At 65.1% G+C, this 19,920-nt stretch carries 15 protein-coding genes; 4 read left to right on the forward strand and 11 right to left on the reverse strand.

Annotated elements, in window-relative coordinates:
• Positions 1 to 103: 103 nt before the first annotated feature.
• The 8 genes from ACSFDB_RS18250 to ACSFDB_RS18285 all read right to left on the reverse strand — a co-directional run bounded on the left by ACSFDB_RS18250 (position 104) and on the right by ACSFDB_RS18285 (position 9,684).
• A complete protein-coding gene (locus ACSFDB_RS18250; RefSeq protein ID WP_440772341.1) occupies positions 104 to 844 on the reverse strand; it encodes a type 1 glutamine amidotransferase in 741 nt (246 codons plus the stop codon).
• A 132-nt stretch (positions 845 to 976) separates the two neighbouring features.
• Positions 977 to 2,257, reverse strand: coding sequence for a class I adenylate-forming enzyme family protein (locus ACSFDB_RS18255; RefSeq protein WP_440772342.1), 1,281 nt, complete (start codon positions 2,255 to 2,257; stop codon positions 977 to 979).
• A 378-nt stretch (positions 2,258 to 2,635) separates the two neighbouring features.
• The gene (locus ACSFDB_RS18260; protein ID WP_440772343.1) at positions 2,636 to 3,301 is read right to left on the reverse strand and encodes an SdpI family protein; all 666 of its coding nucleotides are present in this window, start codon (positions 3,299 to 3,301) and stop codon (positions 2,636 to 2,638) included.
• Between the two features lie 71 nt (positions 3,302 to 3,372).
• The gene (locus ACSFDB_RS18265) at positions 3,373 to 4,164 is read right to left on the reverse strand and encodes an alpha/beta fold hydrolase (RefSeq protein WP_440772344.1); all 792 of its coding nucleotides are present in this window, start codon (positions 4,162 to 4,164) and stop codon (positions 3,373 to 3,375) included.
• Positions 4,165 to 4,557: 393 nt separating this feature from the next.
• Entirely contained in the window at positions 4,558 to 5,829 is a 1,272-nt protein-coding gene (locus ACSFDB_RS18270) for a M20/M25/M40 family metallo-hydrolase (RefSeq protein WP_440772345.1), read from the reverse strand.
• A gap of 161 nt (positions 5,830 to 5,990) precedes the next feature.
• Positions 5,991 to 7,505 (reverse strand): tripartite tricarboxylate transporter permease, encoded by a 1,515-nt coding sequence (locus ACSFDB_RS18275; protein ID WP_440772346.1) that lies wholly within the window; start codon positions 7,503 to 7,505, stop codon positions 5,991 to 5,993.
• Positions 7,502 to 8,464 (reverse strand): eL24 family ribosomal protein, encoded by a 963-nt coding sequence (locus ACSFDB_RS18280; protein WP_440772347.1) that lies wholly within the window; start codon positions 8,462 to 8,464, stop codon positions 7,502 to 7,504. Before ACSFDB_RS18280 ends, ACSFDB_RS18275 begins: the two co-directional genes overlap by 4 nt.
• Positions 8,465 to 8,670: 206 nt before the next feature.
• On the reverse strand, positions 8,671 to 9,684 hold the full coding sequence (locus ACSFDB_RS18285) for a Bug family tripartite tricarboxylate transporter substrate binding protein (protein WP_440772348.1): 1,014 nt from the start codon (positions 9,682 to 9,684) through the stop codon (positions 8,671 to 8,673).
• Positions 9,685 to 9,902: 218 nt separating this feature from the next.
• On the opposite strand from ACSFDB_RS18285, the gene ACSFDB_RS18290 reads away from it, so the two are divergent.
• Positions 9,903 to 11,207 (forward strand): ArgE/DapE family deacylase, encoded by a 1,305-nt coding sequence (locus ACSFDB_RS18290; RefSeq protein WP_440772349.1) that lies wholly within the window; start codon positions 9,903 to 9,905, stop codon positions 11,205 to 11,207.
• 83 nt (positions 11,208 to 11,290) lie between these two features.
• On the opposite strand, the gene alaS is transcribed toward ACSFDB_RS18290, so the two are convergent.
• Positions 11,291 to 14,068, reverse strand: coding sequence for an alanine--tRNA ligase (alaS, locus tag ACSFDB_RS18295; RefSeq protein WP_440772350.1), 2,778 nt, complete (start codon positions 14,066 to 14,068; stop codon positions 11,291 to 11,293).
• Positions 14,069 to 14,290: 222 nt separating this feature from the next.
• Here alaS and ACSFDB_RS18300 point away from each other — a divergent pair, with 222 nt between their 5' ends.
• From ACSFDB_RS18300 to ACSFDB_RS18310, 3 genes are all read left to right on the forward strand, one after another.
• Complete coding sequence (locus ACSFDB_RS18300; protein ID WP_440772351.1) at positions 14,291 to 14,971, forward strand: hypothetical protein; 681 nt, start codon at positions 14,291 to 14,293, stop codon at positions 14,969 to 14,971.
• Complete coding sequence (locus ACSFDB_RS18305; RefSeq protein ID WP_440772352.1) at positions 14,968 to 15,657, forward strand: hypothetical protein; 690 nt, start codon at positions 14,968 to 14,970, stop codon at positions 15,655 to 15,657. The genes ACSFDB_RS18300 and ACSFDB_RS18305 overlap by 4 nt, the downstream gene beginning before the upstream one ends.
• Positions 15,658 to 15,771: 114 nt before the next feature.
• Entirely contained in the window at positions 15,772 to 18,225 is a 2,454-nt protein-coding gene (locus tag ACSFDB_RS18310) for a histidine kinase dimerization/phospho-acceptor domain-containing protein (protein WP_440772537.1), read from the forward strand.
• A 55-nt stretch (positions 18,226 to 18,280) separates the two neighbouring features.
• On the opposite strand, the gene ACSFDB_RS18315 is transcribed toward ACSFDB_RS18310, so the two are convergent.
• Positions 18,281 to 19,273, reverse strand: a complete 993-nt coding sequence (locus tag ACSFDB_RS18315) for a replication factor C small subunit (protein WP_440772353.1) — start codon at positions 19,271 to 19,273, stop codon at positions 18,281 to 18,283.
• Between the two features lie 89 nt (positions 19,274 to 19,362).
• Complete coding sequence (locus ACSFDB_RS18320) at positions 19,363 to 19,785, reverse strand: universal stress protein (protein ID WP_440772354.1); 423 nt, start codon at positions 19,783 to 19,785, stop codon at positions 19,363 to 19,365.
• Positions 19,786 to 19,920: the final 135 nt, after the last annotated feature.

Consider the following 19,920-nt stretch of genomic DNA (forward strand, 5'->3'; position numbering starts at 1 on the left):
CCCGAGACGGAGCGTCGAGTTTTGGAACCCTCTCAGCGTCCGGTTGCCGATGCTCGGATCGAATCCGAGACAGCAGATAGGGAAGACGGCTCAGTCTCGACAGTTAGTCGGAGCAGCCTGCCGACGTCGACGCGTCCGTACTCGCTGCAGTCGCAGCGACGTCGAGTCCGTTCATCTCGCGGGCGAACTCGAGGAAGTTGTCGAACACCAACTTCGCCTCGCAGGCCCGCCGGTAGTTCTCGTCGGTGATCTCCTCGAGGACCGTCTGGAGTCGCTCGTCCGAGAGATCCTTTCGGTGGACGAGTTCGCGGGCGGTCTTCGTGTCGTACTCGGGGTGGAACTGGACGCCGAACACGCGGTCCTTGCGGAAGCCGTGATTCGAGTAGTGGTTCTTCGCGAGAGGTGTCGCACCGGGCGGCAGTTCGGCGACCTCGTCGGAGTGGCTGGTAAAGGCCGTAAATTCGCCGTCGATGCCCGCGAACAGCCGCGAGTTCCCGTGGTGTTCGATCTCGCTGTAGCCGACCTCGTAGGCACCCATATCCTCGACGGTGCCGCCGAGGACGTCTGCGAGCAGTTGGTGGCCCCAACAGATTCCCAAGAACGGAATATCGCGGTCGATCGCCTCCCCGACCCACGCTTTGGTCGCTTGCATCCATTCTTCGTCCCAGTACACCGACGACCGCGAGCCCGTGACGACGGCCGCATCGTAGTCGAAGTCGTCGGGTACCTCCCCGCTCGTAACGTCGAACTCGGACAGCGAGCCGTCGAGTTCGCGCCGGAAGTTTCGTGTCGTGTTCTCGTCCCGATGAGCCGCGTTCAGGACGGCAATACGAAGCTGATCCATCGTCCCGTATTCGCTACTCCGCGGGCATATGCTTTCCGTCCGCCACCGGGGTTGCCGCAACCACGGACGGCTAGGAGTAGGGCCACTTCCGGGTGGTATCGTGAGGATTCGGTTACGGATGCGACGAACAATTTACTGCGTCTGATAGCTGCCGTCCGCCGCCCGTTGGAACCGCTCGCCGGTCTCGAGCCAGCCGTCGCCGAACCGTCCGCGACCGTCAATATTGTCGGACAGTTCATTCCCAGCGTCTGCGGCAGCGCCCCGGTGTTCGTCGTCGGTTCCGGCAGCGTTTACGTAGCCGTCGGCCACGACCGGCCCCGATAGCTCGAGTCGTCCCGTTGCTTCGCCCTCGAGGACGGCCCCCTCCTCGTCGCGCAAGCGGACGCGACAGTCCGGTACCGGATAGCCGAGATCCCTCGAGCCGGTATCCACCGGATCAGCATCGGTCGACCGACCGCCAGCCGCCACGAACGACTGACTCAACGCGGTCGGACACTCGAGTCGGCCGTAGGCGCGAGCGACCGAGACGCCGGCCTCGCGGTACCGCTCGCGAACCTCGTCGTCCATCAGTCCCTCGACGACAGCCCGCTCGAGGGAGTCGGCGCGGTCGGCGAATCCGGACTCGGCCGTCAGATCCGACAGCGACTGGTTCCGACCCGCGAGGAACGTCGCCGTTTCCGACTCGATGGCGGCCAGGGTATCGCCGGGATCGAACGCCCGGTCGAGCAGGAGGGTGCCGCCGACGTAGAGCGTCGATAACGCGGCGCGAACGAGACCGTCGGCGGCCGAGAGCGGCGTCACGAGCGGGACGACGTCGTCGCTAGACAGCCCCCACGCGACGAGGTTCGAGATGCAGTTCCACTCGAGGGCGCGTTCGGAGTAGCCGACGACCGGCCGGCCGCCGTCCCCGTGGAGGAGCAACAGTGGGGTCTCGGTGGTGCCGGAGTCGTGTTCGTACTCCGCGCTCGCCGGGTCCGAGAACGAATCGCGATCGGCGTCGGCCAGTTCCTCGAGCGTCACCGAGCGATCGAACGGGATCGAACGCACGAGGTCGCGCTGAGCGGCTTCCGAGATGACGAGGTCGGGATCGACGACATCGAACGGGCGCTCGACGGAGGCGGGCGTCAGCCAGTGAGAGATCGGGAAGAAGGTCGCCTCGAGCCGCCGACAGGCAAAGAGGAGTGCGAGCGAGGCGACGCGGTTTCGCGTGACGAGACAGACGACGTCGCCGGTCTCGACGCCGAGCGCCGAGAGGTGTTCGGCCGTCCGCGTCGCCATCGCCGAGAGTTCGCCGTAGGTCACCCGGTTCTCGTGAATCGTCTCTGCGGGCGCGTACAGTCGCTCCTCGGAGACGTCGACGACCGTCATCCGGTCCGGAAATCGTTCGGCTCGACGTGCCAGCGAGAGCGTCACGACTCTGGGTTGGATTCAGAAACCCGTAGTAGATAGGGGGTCAAGCGCAAGCACACTACTCTGTTAGATACCTCTGAAACGATCTCGTATGACCTCCCGAGAGGTATATCGGTCTGCGCGAGACAGCCGTTCGCTACACGTGCATACGTACCTTTTTCTCGTCGGGTTCGCTCGCGTTGCTCGCTCACCGCTCCTCCAAAAATCTACGCTAAAAAGGCCGCTCACTCGCTTCGCTCGCTCGCGGGTGCAGCGCTTGTACTCCGACCGCAGCGGTAACGCCTCGGCCTGTACGTGCCGCCGAGGGAATCAACAGTGCCGCTGATTCGTCAGACGCAATCGAGTGTCGACGAGTTGGCTGGAGGAGTGTCGTCGTTGAGCTCAGTGGCCCCGAGACGTCGATGGAGTCTCCTCGAGTCGTTCGTAGAGAACGTAGGAGTACACGATCGTCACGCCGGCCGTCACCAGTAGCGGAACGAGGAGGAAATAGATGGCGTACGCGTCGAACACTAGTCCGCCGAGCATCACGAGCGCGGCGAGTTTGAACAGTTTGCTTCCGAGTTCGTGCGTTCGGTCCCAGACTGCCTCGCTGCTGAGCGTCCACGGCGTTCGAATGCCGACGAACCAGTTCTGTTTCGCGTTCTCGAGGACGATACCGACGAAGTAGAACAGGGGTGCAAGGCTCGCAACGATCAGTGCGACGAAGTCGAACTGGTAGCCGAGGTTGAACGCGATAATGCCGACGTGAATGACGAAGAGAAACCCGGTGAACAGGACGACGAACCAGTCGTACGACGGGCGGAACGCCTCGATGTTCGCCCGATTCGGATCGATTCGCGGGAGCAGGGCGAACACCCCGAGCAGGCCGGCGGAAAGTGCCGGCAGAAAGACGAGTGCTGCCGTCTTCGACATCGTGCCGTCGGGCTCCCCGGCAGCGTTCCAGTGAGAGACGACCTGGTCGGGGAGCGAGGGTATGGCGAGGAGACTCGCCGCACCGGAGAGAACGACGATAGCGGCCGCGATCCCGAACCGATGAACGGTGTGCATGAGTGTACTACTGTCAGGCAACCTGATGAGTATACCGACTCTCACGATCTCGAGTCGCCCCTCCGAACACCTCACTCGTCGTCCGCGCGCGCCTCGAGAAAGCCCAGGATCCGATCGTTGACCGTCCGCGAGCGCTCGACGAAACAGAGATGCCCCGCCTCCTCGAGTTCCGCGAACTCTCCTCTCGGCAATCCTCGAGCGAGCGCCTGTCCATATGCAGGCGCAACCAGTTCGTCGGCCCCGCCGTGGATCACCCGCGTCGGCTGGGTCACCTCGACCAGCCAGTCGCTCGCGTCGAAGCCTTCGAGGGCCGCCACCTGTGCTTCCCAGCCCGCTCGAGTCGCATCGCCGTCGGCTCGCCAGTCGACGATGCCATCGCACACCTCCGGCTGGGCCTCGCAGAACTCGTCCGAGAGCCCCGTCTCGAGCGAGTCCCGCAGCGCCGCGCGGTCGTCCGGCGGCGCGAACAATGGCTCGAGGTTGAATTCCTCGCCTCGCGACGCGGTTCCGAAGAGCGTCAGTGTCTCGACGCGAGTCGTGTCTCGTGCGGCGCGCAATGCGATCGCGCCGCCGAGCCCGCAGCCGACGAGGTGGGCCTTTCGTATCTCGCAGTCGGCCAGGACGGCCTCGAGGTCGGCGACGAGCGTCTCGAGGTCGTACGGCCCCGGTGGGGCGTCCGACCGCCCCGTCCCGCGGAGGTCCCAGACGACGACCTCGTGGGGGCCGGCGAGGGCGGCGTGTTGCCAGCCCCACGACCAGCCGCCGAGACCGGCTTCGGAGACGAAGACGATCGGTTCGGCGTCGCCACCCCCATCGGCGCGGTCGTAGTACAGCGAGACGTCCCCGTTCGACGCAGTTGGCATACCGGAACTGACGGGGCGAGCAAGGCGAGGGTTTCGGTTCGTGTCCGGGTGGAGGCCGATATCGGGAGGAGGAGTCGGCACGTGCACGCGCTTACTAATTGAATCTGCGTTCGGAGTGATTGCTTTGAGGGCTACGTTTGGAGTGATCGTCGTGAGAGCGAGCGATCTGCGTCGCTGGCGGCGGTGATTTCCACGTCCTCCCCAGCCGATTCATTCGTTCGCTCCGCTCACTCACTCATCCCTCGCACATCGTCGAGTCGCGGTTCACCGTTGGTTCACCGCGACTCAGCGCGCGCCACCGCACGTGGTTTGATCGGTCCGACGTAAGAACTCCTTTCCAATACGTTCCACGAGCGCACCAACTACCGAAGGAGGGGCCCCGGACGGCCCAACTCAGTCCGCCAGAAACGCCCTCGCCGCCCCGGCAATCGTCTCGCTCGCCGTCAGCACCTCGTCCCACTCGATCGACTCCTCGGGGAAGTGCGCCTGCTGGATGTCGCCGGGACCGAACAGCACCGTCGGAATCCCCGCGTGGACGTAGTGACGGCTGTCCGCGCCGTAGGTCGCGCCTCGAGGCTCGGTCTCCGTGAGATCCATCGTCTCCATCGCCTCCTGGACCGCCCGGACTACCGGCTCGTCGGCGTCGGTCTCGGCGGGTTCGAACTGGATCGAGAACCGCTCGAACTCGGGCGGATTCGAGTCGAAAAAGGGGTCCTCGGCGACGATATCGGACAGTCGCTGCTCGAACTCCCGTTCGACCTCGTCGACCGTCTCGCCCGGCGCGACGCCGATCCGGAGCTCCGCGGTGAGTTCGTCGGGAACCGACGACGCCCAGTTGCCCGCCTCGACGCGGCCGACGCAGACGGGCCACGGGATCGGGAACTCCTCGTAGAGCGGGTGGGTAACGCGCTCGCCGCGCTCGGTCTCGAGGTCGTCGAACGCCCGCCGAATTCGCTCGAACGGCGGGAGGACGGACTCGCCGTGCCAGCGCGTCGCCGCGTGGGCCGACCGACCCTCGAGGCGCAGGCGCTTCATCAGACTCCCTTCGGTGGCGATCACCGGCCGGCACTGCGTCGGTTCGGCGACGATGGCCGCGTCCCGCGAGAAGGGGTAAGGATTCTCGAGCGCCGCTGCTGCCGCGCCGATACCGCCTTCCTCCTCGCCGACGACGCTCTCGACGACGAGCCGGCCGTCGAATGCGGGCTCGAGCGACGCGAGGTGTCGCGCTGCAAAGACGCAGGCCGCGAGCCCGCTTTTCATGTCGGTCGCGCCGAGGGCGGTGAGCGTGTCACCTGTCTCGTCGGCATCGGAATCGCGCCACCGCGGCTCGAACGGATCCCCCTTCCAGCCGTTCCCCGGCGGCACCACGTCGACGTGGCCGTTCAGCACCAGCGTCTTCCCCGCGTCCGGATCGCTGAACTCGAGGACGCCACCCACGCTCGGCCGGTTCGCCGTCTCGAGTTCCGCCGGGTCGTCGGGAAAGGAGGGGTGCTCGGCGAGTGCCTCGGCGTCGGCCTCCCACCGATAGGTTTCGAAGCCCCAGTCCTCGAGGGTGTCGGCGAGCCATCGCTGGGCGGCCGCCTCGTCTCCGGCGGTCGTCTCGAACCGACACAGCTCGTCGACGAGCGACCGTAGCTCGTCGTCCCACGCTGTCGAAAACTCCATACCCAACGCAGGCAGAGGGTGGTCAAAATACCAGCGGGAATCCGGCCGCGTTCGTGTCGGACGCCAGTGAGTACCCGCGGGTCAACGGTCAAACACGGAGCGATCGAACCATCAGAAGAGCAGCGAGACGAAAAACGGGGACGACAGCTAGCGGCGTCGTCTCACGCAGATTGGTGCCGTTCCCACCACTGCTTGACGTACGGGCCGAAGATGAGGAGCACGATCAGGATGCTCAACACCAGCGACAGCCACCGGCCGTACTCGAACGGATTGACGAAGATCATGAACGAGCCGTCCGAGAGCTGCATGGCGGTGTAGAGGTTCCCCTCGGCGATGTCACCGAGGACGACCCCGAGGACGAACGCGATCACCGAGTAGTTGTACCGAACCATGTAGAAGCCGATCACCCCGAAGACGATGATCGTCAGCACGTCGATCGGGTTCCCTCGCAGCGCGTACGTACCCAGGAACGAGAGCACGACGACCATCGGGATGATGTAGTTCGTGTCGATCTTCGTCAGGTAGCTGAGTCGTGTGACCATCGACAGCCCGACGATCAGGATAACCACGTTGCCGACGAGCAACGCCAACAGCAACGTGTACGTCAACTGGAGTTCGCCCGAGGGGTCGAACATGCTTGGTCCCGGTCTGAGACCATGCATGAGCAGACCGCCGATGAGTACGGCGGTCGAGGAACTGCCCGGAATACCGAACGAGATCGCGGGCACGAGCGAGCCGGCCACGGTGCCGTTGTTGGACGCCTCCGAGGCGATCACGCCGACCTCGTTTCCGGACCCGAAGGAATCGGGGTCCTTCGACGAGCGGACCGCTTCGGTGTATGCGACGAAGTTTGACACCGTCGCACCCGCACCGGGAATCGCACCGACGATCAACCCGATGTTCGCGGACTTGAAGACCGTCACGGGATGTTTGAGCGTCGTTACGACTCCCTCCTTGATTCCCGCCTTGTCGATTTTAACGTCACCCTCTGCGATGCCGCCTTTCTGCCCGGCGAGTTTCATCATCTCCGCGATCGCGAACAACCCGATCAGCACTGCCACGAAGTCGATTCCGTCGTAGAGGTACAGCGATTCGGCGTACCGACGATCGAGCGAGATCGGTTGGGCCACGCCGACGGTCGTGACCAACAGCCCAGCAGCGCCGGCGAGCAACCCCTTTGCGGCCGATCCCTTCGTGACGACGGTGATCATCGCCAACCCGAGGATCGCGACGAGGAACCGCTCCGGTGTCCCGACTGCGAGGACCATCTGGATCAGTCCCGGCGAGAACAGGATCAGCGCCGTGATGGTGAACAGTCCGGCGATTGCCGAGGCGGTAGCGGAAATCGCCAACGCCGTCGCCGCTCGGCCCTGCTTGGACATCGGATAGCCGTCGAACATCGTCGCTGCCGACGATGATACTCCAGGGGTGTTGATCAACACTGCCGCGATCGACCCACCGTACATCGACCCGCTGTAGACCCCGACGAGTAGGATAATGGCACTCGAGGCCTCCATCGGGAGCGTCAACGGCAGAATAATCGCCATTCCCAGCGGTGGGCCGAGTCCGGGAAGGCCACCGACGATGATCCCGATGATGACGCCGGCGAGCAGCCAGATCATCGTCTCGGCAGTCAGTAGCATCTCGATCGCACCGACGAACGATTCAACCGTCATCCGAGCAGAACACCCCACTGCAGCAGCTCGATAGCGTGTGGGAACAGGTTAGTGTGCGGCGAGACGCTGAGCAGGTCGGCCGGTGTCGGCGGTTGCCACCCAGTGAGCCAGCCTCGAGCGACATCTCGTTCGACGAAATCGTAGAACGCCTGAGAGATCATGAAGCTGAGAACGACCATCGCGACCGCTTTGAGAACGTCCATTCGAACCCAAAGCGTCCAGAGCGCGACGAAAATTGGTGTTGCATAAAGCATCCCGATCGAAAACGTCAGCAACATGTACACCGTACAGAGCGCGCCAGTAACGATGGGGCCCCGCGGATCGTCGATTTCGTAGACGTACATCGCGGCCGATCCCTCGTCCTCCGATTCCGCCTCCTCGTCAGTCTCTGACTCGGATTTGTCTGCTGTGCGCTCCTCGGTCGAGTCTGCGTCGGTCTCGGGTTCCTCCTCGAGCGTCGTATCGGCATCCTCGTCGGCCTGTTTCGGTTGGCTATCGTCGCCACCCATCACCTGGACGGGTTCCGCGACGAACGACTCGACTGCGGCGCCGAATCGCTCGCGAAAAACGACGGCAACGACGAACAGAACGACGCCCGAAATCAGATAGAAGAGGCCGTCTCCGGTGTCGACGAATGCGCTCCCACCCACGTAGGCGAAGTATCCACCCAGGAGAGCACCGGCGAGCGGTCCGACAACCGTCAAATAGTTGCGAGCGAGCAAGAGCACCGAAAACAGGACCGTCGCGCCGGCCATGAGTCGCGGGAATCGTTGTGCGGCCGAAGCGAACTCGGATGCCCCCAAATACATGTACACACCGGTAATGAGGAACAACACCAGCAACACGTGTTCCATCGTCGGCCGTTCGCCCAATACTTTCTCACCGCCATCTGCGATGGTAGCGAGGACGGGGCGAATACGGTGACTGATCGCGTCTAACGCCGTGTGTTCCTGATCCATAATGAATCTCGTCCGACAGTTACGGCTTCGAATACGACGCGTTCGACGCTGACATCCCGTTTCCGTCTCTGCGTCGGGAGTCGGCGTGTACGAATACGACTGTTGTTTGGTTCAGCGTATAACATTCCTGATGGTGAAATCGTAGGGTTCGTCTGTAGTTTCCCCTGCGTGTCAGCCCCAATTCCCCCGAAAGAGAGTGGGTTGTGTTAGTCGTCGTCTGCTTCCTCAGCCATTCTCTGGAACTCGTCGAAGCCACCGATCGCTTCGTTGACGTTCTCTTCGATCGCGTCGACGCTTCCGACGTACTGTTCCGCAGCAGCGTCCATATCGCCGTACTCGACAATGTTTCCGGTCTCCTCCATCCACTCCTGGGTCTCTTCGTGTTCACACGCGTACTGAATCGCCTCGGAGAGTTCCTGGCGCTCGTCCTCCGGCGTGTCCGGCGGAGCAACCTGCACCTGATAGAACTCCGTGATCCAGGCCAGACTGTCACCGTAATTGGTAATAGAGTCGATACCTGGGAAGACATCGTCGAGATCGATGTCCATGAGGTTGACGACGGCGGACGCCTCGCCTGACTCCTCAGCGGAGACGGCGGACGTATTCGTCGCGAAACCAGCGCCGACTTCGTCGGAGATCACGGCTTCTTGCGTCGGTCCACCGCCGTCGTACGGAACGGCGTTGTCGAACTCGAGTCCGTACTCGTCTCTGAGAAGCAGCGTCGTCAGGTGACTGTCGCTGCCGGCACCCTGGTAGCCGAAGCCGGAGATGTCGCCGTCTTCGTACGCGTCACGAAGACCGTCGAAGCTCTCGATTTCGTACTCGTCGTTCACGATGAGGGTGTAGCCGAAGATCCCGGAGTAGGCGATCGGCTCGAAATCGTCCGGATGCCAATCGTCGATCTCCGACGCTCGCCAGGTAAAACTCCATCCGGCGGGGTTTACCGTCCCGAACACGCTGCCATCGTTCTCCTGACCGTGGAGCCACTCGCTGCCGATCATACTGCCGGCTCCTTCGCGGTTTTCGATCTCGATCGATCCGTCGATTTCTTCCTCGGCGAGCGGTTGCATCTGCCGAGCGTACGTGTCAGTTCCGCCGCCTTCCCCCCACGGGATCATCCAGGTCCGCGAATCGTCGTCGCCACCGAGACAGCCTGCAAGTCCGGTCATTCCCACTACACTTGCCGCACCAGCGGATTTGACGAAGGTTCGTCTGTCCATGCTAATATTTTCCATGAATCAGTAATTGATAACACTTTCGCCAGCGACCGTTCACGAAAGAACGTAAGTCACGCGACACGTTGATCGTAGAGTTTACTGTTAATCAGATTATCAGTAGCCATCTATGGCGTTCTGATCGTCAGACGATGGGACACGACAATATCTGATCGGTAGCACCAGACGAGTACGTATATCAGTTCGACGGTCCATCTCTCCGCATGGACACACAGGCTGTAAAGGCGCAAATAAGCCGATCGATCGCTTCGAGAGAGGATGAGTTGCTCGAAACGCTCGAGGAACTCGTCGCCGCGAACTCAGTCACCGGAAACGAAAATTGTGGACAGGCCGTCATGCTCGAGGAGTTCGACCGACTCGGGCTCGAGGTCGACACGTGGGAGCCGGACGCCGACGCTCTGTCGGACCATCCGGGCTTCTTCCACACGTCGTCGTACGACGACCACGGCTACGAGGGCCGCGAGAACGCGGTGGCGACGGTCGACGGCGCGGGCGACGGGCCGACGCTCGCGCTCTCGGGCCACATCGACGTCGTGCCCGCCGATCCGGAGTCAGCGTGGGAGTCCGACCCGTGGACGCTCCGCCGCGAGGGCGACGAGATATACGGCCGCGGCGTCTCGGACATGAAGGGCGGACTCGCCGCCATCCTTCTCGCCGTCGAGACCCTCGCCGACGAGGGCGTCGACCTCGCGGGCGATCTCTACGTCCAGAGCACGATCGAGGAGGAAGCCGGCGGCGTTGGCGGCCTCCTCTCGGTGCTCGAGCGGGGATACGTCCCTGACGCGGCGATCATTCCGGAGCCCTTCGGCCTCCCGAACGTGGGTATCGCCAGCGCCGGCGTGATGTTCTTCGACGTGACCGTTCCGGGGAAGAAGGCCCACGCCGCGTGGGGCCACCAGGGCGTCAGCGCCTTCGACAAGGCGAGCCACGTCGCCGCGGCGCTGAACGAGTTGAACGACGAACGGCAGGCCAGCATCGACTTCCCGCCGGCTTACGGCGCGGACCCCTCGCTCGAGGGCCACGTCACCAACATCAACATCGGCGTCGTCGAGGGCGGCGACTGGCCGGCCTCGGTTCCCGCCGAAGTGCTCATGAAGGGGCGCGTCGGCTGGCCGCCGGGCGAGAGCCGGGCCGACGTTCGCGAGGCGATCGAAGGGACGATCGAAGCCGCAGCCAACGAGGACGAGTGGCTCGCCGAGAACCCGCCGACGGTCGAGTGGACCGGCTGGAACGCCGCGCCACACGAGGTGCCGCGCGACGCCGACATCGTCGAGATCGTCAAGGGCAACGCCGAGTCTATCATCGGCGAGGAGGGCACGTTCGTCGGCGGCAACGCCGCGCTCGACGAGCGGTTCTACCAGCGCTACTACGACGTCCCGGTCGTCACCGCCGGGCCCTACGGCCCGAACCTCCACGGCGTCGACGAGTACACGACCGTCACGTCGCTGCTCGAGACCGCACAGACGCTGGCGACGTCGGCGATCGACTACTGCGGCGTCGCGGAGTAAGGTCTCTCGAGTCGATTTTACGAATCACCAAAATACTCGTTCGCAGGTCGATTGTGACGAGTCGGCGACCTGAACCGTGACGATCAGGCGTCCTGGACCTGCCGCAGGATATCCGGCGCGTCCTCGAGCGCCGCGTCCAGATCCTCGACGTTCGGCCCGCCACCCTGTGCGAAGTCCGGCGGGCCGCCGCCGCCGCCGCCGACTCTCGAGGCGAGTTCGCCGACGACCTCGCCAGCGTTGACGCCCGACTCGTCGGGAACGGCGACGACGAACTGCGCGCCGCTTTCGCCGCTGCCGAGCACCGCAATTTTGCCCTCTTCGACTAAGGCGTTCGCGGTCGCGCGCAGTTCGCCCATGTCGGCGTCGATGCGGTCGACGACCGCGGTCGTCTCGCCGACGTCGACCTCTTCGCCGCCGCCTCCGCCGCCGGCTCGAGCGGCCGCGAGCTGTTCTTTCAGGTCCTCGATCTCCTTGCCGCGGCCCTTCCACTCCTCGAAGAACCGCTCGGCGGTCTCGGGAACGTCCTCGGGCGAGACGTCGAGGATCTCGGCGGCCCCGTAGAGGGCGTCCTCCGTGCGCTGGGTGGCCTCAAGCGCGGCCTCGCCCGCAGCGAAGGTGATGCGCTCGACGCCGTCCTGGACGCGCTCCGTGCTCAGGACTTTGATCGTGCCGATCTCGCCGGTGCGGGCGACGTGGGTGCCACCGCAGGCCTGCGTGTCCTCGTCGACGTGGATCAGCCGGATCTGCTCGCCCGGTGGGATGCCGCCCTGGTAGAGGTCGAAGCCGTGTTCGGCCTCGGCGTCGTGGCGGTCGGGCCACTCCTGGGTGACCGCGGTGTTGTCCATCACGATCTCGTTTGCCAGCGACTCGATCCGCTTGACGTCCTCGCGCGAGATGCGCGCGTAGTGGCGCATGTCGATTCGGGAGCTGTCGACGCCCTTCTGGGCGCCGGCCTGCCGGATGTGCTCGCCGAGTATCTGTCGGGCCGCGTGGATGACGATGTGGGTCGCCGTGTGGTGGCGCATCAGCTGCCGGCGACGGGTCGCGTCGAGCTGCCCCTTGACGAACTCGCCCTTACCGAGGCTCTCGTCGGTCCGGTGGAGGATGACGCCGTCTTCGATCTGGACGTCTTCGACCTCGGCGGTCGCGTCGTCGGTCGAGAGCGTCCCCGTGTCCGCAGGCTGGCCACCGCCTTCGGGGTAGAACATCGTCTGGTCGAGGACGACGTCGTAGCCGTCCTCGCGCTCGAAGACGTCCAACACGACGGCCTCGAACTGCGTTCGCTGCTGGTCGTCGTAGTAGAGCTTCTCCGTCTCCGGAAGGTCCTCGAAGCGCTCGTCCTCCTCCTCGTCGGTCGCCTCGGCGGCCTCGGGCGTGTCGTGACGTTTCGCGACGAGACTGTAGAAGTCGTCAGGTACGTCGACCTCGGCGCCAGCCTCGTCGGCGATTTCGGCGACCATGTCGGGCTGGATCCCGTGGGAGTCGTAGAGTTCGATCAGCTCGTCGACCGGGATCGGCTCGCCCCTCTCCGCGTACTCCTCGGCCATCGCTTCGACCCGGCGACCGCCACGTTCGAGCGTCTCGCGGTACTTTTCGACCTCGGTACGGACGATGTCGCGAATGGTGTCGCGGTTTTCGTAACCGAGCCGTTCGGCCTGCATGTCGACGAGTTCGTCCAGCGGCGCGTCGACGCCGACGGTGTCACAGAGCCGTTTCGTTCGGCGGAGGACCATCCGTGCGAGATAGCCCGTCCCGACGTTCGAGGGGACGATACCGTCGCCGAGCATGTACGCGAGAGTTCGACAGTGGTCGGCGATGGCGTAGATGGACTCGAGGGGCTCCATCAGCGCCGTCAATTCGTCGACGTCGACGTCGAGCTCGTCGGCGATCTCGCCGCGAGCGGTCTCCATGTCCTCGGCCTCGTCGATGTCCATGTGGCCGGCGAGCTTCGCGGCGCGGTGGAGGAGCGCCTCCTCGTCGTCGGTGTGCTCGAGACCCGCGTTGTCCTTGAGGAACGCGATCATGTCGGGGTAGACCGCCTCGTACACCGTCGGCGTGCCCTGGGCGACCCAGGTCCAGCGCTCTAACCCGTAGCCCGTGTCCACGATGTAGGTGTCCATCGGGCTGTAGCGGTTCCCGTCTTTCATCTCGTACTCGCCGTCAGCGTCCTGCTCCATCGACATGAAGACGAGAGTGGCGAGTTCGACGCCGCGGTAGATGACCTCGATGGCCGGACCGGCGTTGCCGCCGCCGACCCACGGGTCCTCGATGTAGATGACCTCGTCTAAGTCAACGCCGAACGACTCGAAGAAGCCGTCGCAGAGTTCGACGGTCTTGTCCTTCCAGTACACCTCGCCGTAGTAGGCGTACTCGTCCTCGTCGACGTCCTCGCGCGTGTTGAACGCGTGGTGGGCCATCATCTCGAAGGCCATCGTGTGTCGGCCCGTCTTGCCGACGTTGTCGATGTCCTGCATCCGAATGCAGGGCTGGGAGACCGTCAGCGGGTTCGCGGGCGGCGGCGTCTCGCCGCTGGTGACCAGCGGCTGGAAGTCGTAGATCGACGCCTGCGTGAGCAGGACGTCGTCCCGCCACCGATTCGCCGCGACGGGATAGGGCTCGATTCGCTCGTGGTCGTGGCTCTCGAAGTACGAGAGAAAGGCCTCCCGCATCTCCTCGAGACTGTACTCCTGGTCGAAGCCGGGGTTCTCGATGAAGCCGTACTCCTCACACGGCGGCTCACCGCAGGTTTCCCGGTCGTGATCGCGGGTCCAGAACTGCGCACCGCAGGAGGGACACTCCTTGCGCTCGAATCCCTCCTCCTCGAAGTACTCGAGACGGTACGCGTCCGCCAGTTCGCTCATTACACGTCTCTTCGCGAGCCAGCGCCTAAAACAGTTCCGCAACGTTCATTTTCCGGATATCGACGGACGGGAGCGTGGTGTGGCCTCGAGCGACGACGACCCCAGCCGACCGGTAATGTGAATGAGAAGACATATAGTGGAAGCGGAATATTCGGGTGACAAGTGCTATTCGAATGAGAGGTACGGACCGGATGGAACGACCGCAGCCCCAGGAGTGAGACGATGCGAACGAGACGCTCACTGCTCCGAACGGGTGCGGCCGCGGGTACCGGCACGCTTCTCGCGATCGCCGCGTTACCGTCGCCGCCCGACTCGACGCCGATCGACCGAACCGTCGAAGGGTCCGAGACGCCGCCTGCGGTCGACGACTGGACCGACGAGCCGATCACCGGCGAGACCGACACGCCGATGGTCCGATACCAGTACCGACCGATCGAGGACGGTGCGGATCCGAACGAGTTCGACGACTTCGTCGCGACGGCACCGATCAACGTCGTCCTCGTTCCGGACGACGAGGTCGACGGCGACGGACTCGAGCGCGTAATGGCCGTCCTCGAGAACGAGGGCTGGTTCCGCGATCCCGAGGAGTACACCCGTTACGGCTGGGACCGACGGGAGTCGACCTTCGTCCGCCAGCAGGCGACGGCCGCCGAGACCTACTACGGGACCAGCGGCCGCCTCCACGTCCGCTGCTGGTCGTTCGAGGGAATCGTCTCGATGCAAGCCCACGAGGACACCGGCGCTCGGCCCGAACACGGGATCGCCTCCTACGACCGCGGTCTCGAGGCGATCGAATCGATCTTCGACGCCGCCGGCTGGGCCGTCGCGTCCGACGCCGTCGATCTCGACAACGAGCAACGCGACTACGACGGGCTGGCATCCGTCATCACGGAGGACGCGTGAGCACCGACGACCGCTACGGATTCGGTCGCCGGCCCACCGTCGACGACGTCCTCGAGCACCCGCTGTTAGGGCTCGAACGCGGCCGGACGAAAATTGCGATCGGCGGTCTGTTCGGCCTGACCGCGCTCTTCGCCGTCAGCTACGCTGGATCGACGGTCGCCGTCGGCGGCGCGCCGCTGGAGACGCTGACGACGCAGTTCGATACGATCACCAAACTCCTGATCGCGCTCGCGACGGCGACGATCACGATCCTCCCGTTCGTCTACGCGATCTGGAACGGCGGTCCCCTCCTCTCCTTTGCGATGCCGCTCCTGCCGGTCTTCCTCGGCGACGTCGCCGCGGGTCAGTACGTCCTCGGGGTCGACGCGGTGATCGCGCTGACCGTCGGCGCCGCGGCCTGCGCGCTTGCCATGTTCGCGGCCGACGTCCGACAGGTGGGATCGCTTCGCCCCTGGACTACCGTCGAGATCGACGCCGTCTACCTACTGGTCGTCACGATGACGATACTCGTCGCCGCCGCGGGCGTCGCCCAGTTCGTGGCCACCCAACCGCCGCGAAACCTCGAGTGGTACGCTCCCTTCAGCGTGCTCTGGCTCGTGCCGGCGGGAATCGTCGGCGCCTACTGGCAGGCCGCGATCCGAACGACGGTCGCGGCGCGGGCCGAGAAGACGGAGATCGAGTCGTAACGACGGGGCGACGGGAGCCGTCCCTCGAAACCGATCGCGATGGCTCGACGTTCGACACCCCAGTGCATTTTTATCATGCTGGAGGGTCACGTCCACACGATACTCGACCGTTCCATGACCCATCCGCCGCGATCACGGCCGCGCACGGTGCTCTACATCGCCGAAGCGGCGGCTGCGGCTCGCGACGGGGCGGCCGCACTCGAGGCCGTCGACTCGGGTCCCGACCGAACCGTTCAGCCGCTGTCGACGAGCGCGATCGACCAGCTTCGGAGCTGGGCTCCCGAGGCCGACTGCGTCGTCTTCGCCGAGACCCCGACGACCGCGGCGGGGGCGGGCCTGCTCGAGATCGTCGACGCCTGCGGACGGACGCCGCTGGTGCTCTTCTGTGAGCGGAGCTACGCGCCGACAGCGGCACGCTCGACCGACGGCATCGCCGGCTACGTGCGCCGAGGGACGGACGACGCGATGGCCCACCTCGCCGACGAGATCGAGTGGGTGTGTCGCGGCGCGGCCGTCGACGGGGACGAGACGTCCCGAGGAGAGGTGACGGCCGAGACGGATCGCAAAACCGATGTGCAGCCGAACGGGCCAGTCGAGACGACCGCGGACGAGACAGTCGAAACGAACACGGACGAAACGGCCGACGCACGGCCAGCCGAGGAACCGCTCGCGGTCGAGCCCGTTCGGCCGGGCGATGTCCTCGGGTCGGCAGACATCGCCGAGACGGACGCGCGAGCAGCCGTCGTCTCGAGCCTCGAGTCGGCGACCGAACTCGCCGCCTGGCGAGACCACGAGAGCGGGCGCGACCGATGCTACGAACTCCTCGTCGAGTTCGCGGCCGATGCCTGTGGAACCGACTACTGCTGGCTCTCGACCGACCACCTCGGCGAGTTCACCACTCGAGCCGCGACGGACGCAGTTCCCGACGACGCGCTCGAGTCGATGCCGCTCGAGGGACCGGTCGGCGACGCCTTCAGAAGGGGCGAACCGTTCCGAATCGACGACGTCGAGGACGCGGCCCTCGAGCCGCCGTTCGAGGAGGCCGGCTCGCTGTACGTCGCTCCAGTCGGCGACGTCGGCGTCGTTCAGATCGCCGACACCGAGCCGGACGCGTTCGACGAGACGACCGGAGAGATCCTCGAGACCTGCTGTCGGTACGCGTCAGCGATCCTTGAGCGAGCCGAGACGCGGACGCGACTGCGCGCCGAGCGCGACCGACTGCGACTCGAGCGGACCCAACTCGAGGACGAGCGCGACCGTTTTGCGGATGAACGCGATCGGATCGGGGACGAACGCGACCGACTCGCGGTCGACCGAGACCGGCTGGACGCGGCGTTCGCGAGCCTTCCGGTTCCGGCGCTTCGATACGAACTCGTCGACGACCGAGCCGTCGTTCGAGCCGTCACAGACCGGTTCACGGACACCTTCGATATCGATCGTACGGCGGTCGTCGACAGCGCCATTGGCGCCGCTGACGACGGCAGCAGCGGCAACAGCAGTACTGACATCGCTGATGGCGACAACAGAATCGACGCCGATGGTGATAACAAGCTCAACGATAACGGCGATGACGGTATCGGGGACACAGACTGCGAGACGACCATGCCGCCCGGACTCGAGGACCGAGCGCTGACCCTCGCCGACGCGGTCCGTTCGACCGAGCAGCGTCAGTTCGTCAGTCGCCGCGAAACCGCCGACGGCATCCGAACGTTCCGGCTCACCGTCGCTCCCTGCTCGACCGCGGCGGATCGCGAATCGACCGACGACACCGTCGCTGGCGACGATTCTACCGAGGCCGTCGTCGTCTACACCGACGTCACCGACGCGAACCGGATGGAACGCGAACTCGCCGCCGTCGAACACCGCCTCGAGACGATCGCACAACTCGTCGACGAGGACGTGCGGACGCCGCTGAACGTCGCTCGGGGCTACCTCGAACTTGCCGCAGAAACGGGCGACCGAGAGCACTTCGACGAGATCGACGACGCTCAGGACCAGCTGTTAGCGCTCGTCGAGCAGTTGCTGACGATCGCCCGGCGGGACGACGTGCTCGTCGACACCGAACCGGTCGCGCTCCACGACGTCGCCAGACGGGCCTGGGTCGTCGTCGAGACCGGCAATGCGCGACTCGTCACCGAGGAGAACCTCGTCCTCGAGGCCGACAAGAGCCGGGTCCAGGAGCTGTTCGAACACCTCTTTCAGGCGATCGTACACGGCGAGGAGACGGCCGAACACGACGGCAGCGGGCCGGAGTGGCGCGCGGATGAGGGGACGATCGACGACGAAGCGGTCACTCGCATTACGGACGAACAGACGGTCGTCTCCGTCGGAACGGCCGACGACGGGTTCTACGTTACCGGCCGATGGGACGGTGCCAACCGAACCGTCGCCGGCGTGAAGTCGGGAGCCGACCTCGGCCGCCTGGCCACCTGTGACGGCGCCGGCTTCGGTCTCGATCCCATCGAACGGATCGCCGGCGCTCACGGCTGGGATATCGGCATCGCCGAGGACGACGACCGCATCGCGTTCGCGTTCCGCGGAGTCGAGTGCGACACCGACGGAAGCTGACCGCGGGGTCGAGTACAACGTCGACGGCTCCTGACGTGGACGTCGAGGCGGCCGATCAGGACTCGTTCTCGAGCGCCAGCGACGCCAGCATCGCCTCGAGCTGCAGTCGCTCGTTCGCGCCCTCCGTGATCCGGTAGTCGACCTCGCCGAGGCGCTCGAGCAGGCGAACCGTCGCCTGTTCGGGGATGTCGAACTCCCAGGCCGAACGGTGGAGCTGATCGATGACGTCGCCGCCGGCCAGTCCGCGGTCCATCAGGAGATCCTCGAGGGCGGCGCGGGCGGCGGTGAAGTCGCCCTCGATGGCGTGCTCGACCATCGCCTCGACCTCCTCCGGCCGAGCGGTGGAGGTGATCGCGAAGACGGTCTCCTCGTCGACGGTCTCGCCCATCACGGCGGCGGCCTGCAGCCCGTTGATGGCCTTTCGCATGTCGCCGTCGGCCGCGTAGACTAAGGCGTCGACCCCGTCGTCGGTCACCTCGATGCCCTCGTTGGCGGCGATCTCGCGCACCTGTGCCTCGATCGCTTTTTCGGTGAGTTCGGTAAAGCGGAAGACCGCGCAGCGAGACTGGATCGGGTCGATGATCTGACTCGAGTAGTTACACGAGAGGATGAAGCGCGTGTTGTTCGAGAACTGCTCCATCGTCCGGCGCAGCGCGGACTGAGCGTCGGAGGTCAGCGCGTCGGCCTCGTCCAAAAAGATGATGCGGTGATTGTAGCCGCCGAACGACGAGCGCGCGAAGTCCTTGATCCGATCGCGGACGACGTCGATTCCGCGCTGGTCGGAGGCGTTCAACTCGAGAAAGTTCTCGCGCCAGTCGCCGTCGTAGACTTCCCGGGCGATAGCCTGTGCAGCGGTCGTTTTACCCGTACCCGCCGGCCCCGCAAACATGAGGTGCGGCAGTTCGTCCTGCTCGACGTAGTTCTGCAGTCGCGGGACGATGTTCTCGTGGCCCTTGATCTCGTCGAGCCGTTCCGGCCGGTACTTTTCGATCCAGACTTCGGTCTTGCCCGGTGTCGGCTCCGCCGCCTCGGCGTCGGCCTCGCTCATACCGGGCGAAGGGGTGGCCGAAAGATAAAACGACCGAACCCCGCCGTCGATCGCGGAGACCTCGAGTCCGTTGCAGTCGAAACGAACGGCTACTCCCGCCTGAGAACGGTCACCGGACGGTCCGACTCGAGGATCACGCCCTGAATGACGCTGCCGAACAGGACCTTCCCGGTCGCCGAGCGGTCCCGTCCCGCCATCGCGATCGTGTCCGCGTCGACCTCGCGGGCGACGCGGACGATTTCGGCCGTCGGATCGCCGTGTTCGCGTCTGGCCGTGACGTCGATGCCCCGCTCCTCGAGTACCTGCGCAACCTCGACGACGTGGGCCGGGAGATTGGTCTCGTCGTAGAGGTCGCGCGATCGAACGACCCCCGCTTCGTCGGCCGCCTCGAACTCCTCAAAGACGCTGAGCAGGACGACCTCGACCGTCGACTCGCTGTCGGGGAGGGCTGTGACGTAGTCGGCCGCCTCGAGGCTCCGATCGCTCTTGACCGGCAGCAGAACCGTATACATACGCGTCTCGTCGATGCGACCACGTATAGGGATTCGGGCGCGACGGAACCGCCGAGCGCGATGGGGTTCGTGGCGGACCCGTCGGCCGAAAGTGTTCGGTTCCGGAATCGGCGGACGGTCACGGGCGCCGGACAG

Source organism: Natronorubrum amylolyticum, assembly GCF_052040145.1.
In the GTDB taxonomy this organism is placed as follows: Archaea; Halobacteriota; Halobacteria; order Halobacteriales; family Natrialbaceae; genus Natronorubrum.

Coding starts and splice junctions, on each gene's coding strand:
- ACSFDB_RS18250 (WP_440772341.1), bottom strand. CDS start 844: ATGGATCAGCTTCGTATTGCCGTCCTGAACGCGGCTCATCGGGACGAG.
- ACSFDB_RS18260 (WP_440772343.1), bottom strand. CDS start 3,301: ATGCACACCGTTCATCGGTTCGGGATCGCGGCCGCTATCGTCGTTCTC.
- ACSFDB_RS18265 (WP_440772344.1), bottom strand. CDS start 4,164: ATGCCAACTGCGTCGAACGGGGACGTCTCGCTGTACTACGACCGCGCC.
- ACSFDB_RS18270 (WP_440772345.1), bottom strand. CDS start 5,829: ATGGAGTTTTCGACAGCGTGGGACGACGAGCTACGGTCGCTCGTCGAC.
- ACSFDB_RS18275 (WP_440772346.1), bottom strand. CDS start 7,505: ATGACGGTTGAATCGTTCGTCGGTGCGATCGAGATGCTACTGACTGCC.
- ACSFDB_RS18280 (WP_440772347.1), bottom strand. CDS start 8,464: ATGGATCAGGAACACACGGCGTTAGACGCGATCAGTCACCGTATTCGC.
- ACSFDB_RS18285 (WP_440772348.1), bottom strand. CDS start 9,684: ATGGACAGACGAACCTTCGTCAAATCCGCTGGTGCGGCAAGTGTAGTG.
- ACSFDB_RS18290 (WP_440772349.1), top strand. CDS start 9,903: ATGGACACACAGGCTGTAAAGGCGCAAATAAGCCGATCGATCGCTTCG.
- alaS (WP_440772350.1), bottom strand. CDS start 14,068: ATGAGCGAACTGGCGGACGCGTACCGTCTCGAGTACTTCGAGGAGGAG.
- ACSFDB_RS18300 (WP_440772351.1), top strand. CDS start 14,291: ATGCGAACGAGACGCTCACTGCTCCGAACGGGTGCGGCCGCGGGTACC.
- ACSFDB_RS18310 (WP_440772537.1), top strand. CDS start 15,772: ATGACCCATCCGCCGCGATCACGGCCGCGCACGGTGCTCTACATCGCC.
- ACSFDB_RS18315 (WP_440772353.1), bottom strand. CDS start 19,273: ATGAGCGAGGCCGACGCCGAGGCGGCGGAGCCGACACCGGGCAAGACC.
- ACSFDB_RS18320 (WP_440772354.1), bottom strand. CDS start 19,785: ATGTATACGGTTCTGCTGCCGGTCAAGAGCGATCGGAGCCTCGAGGCG.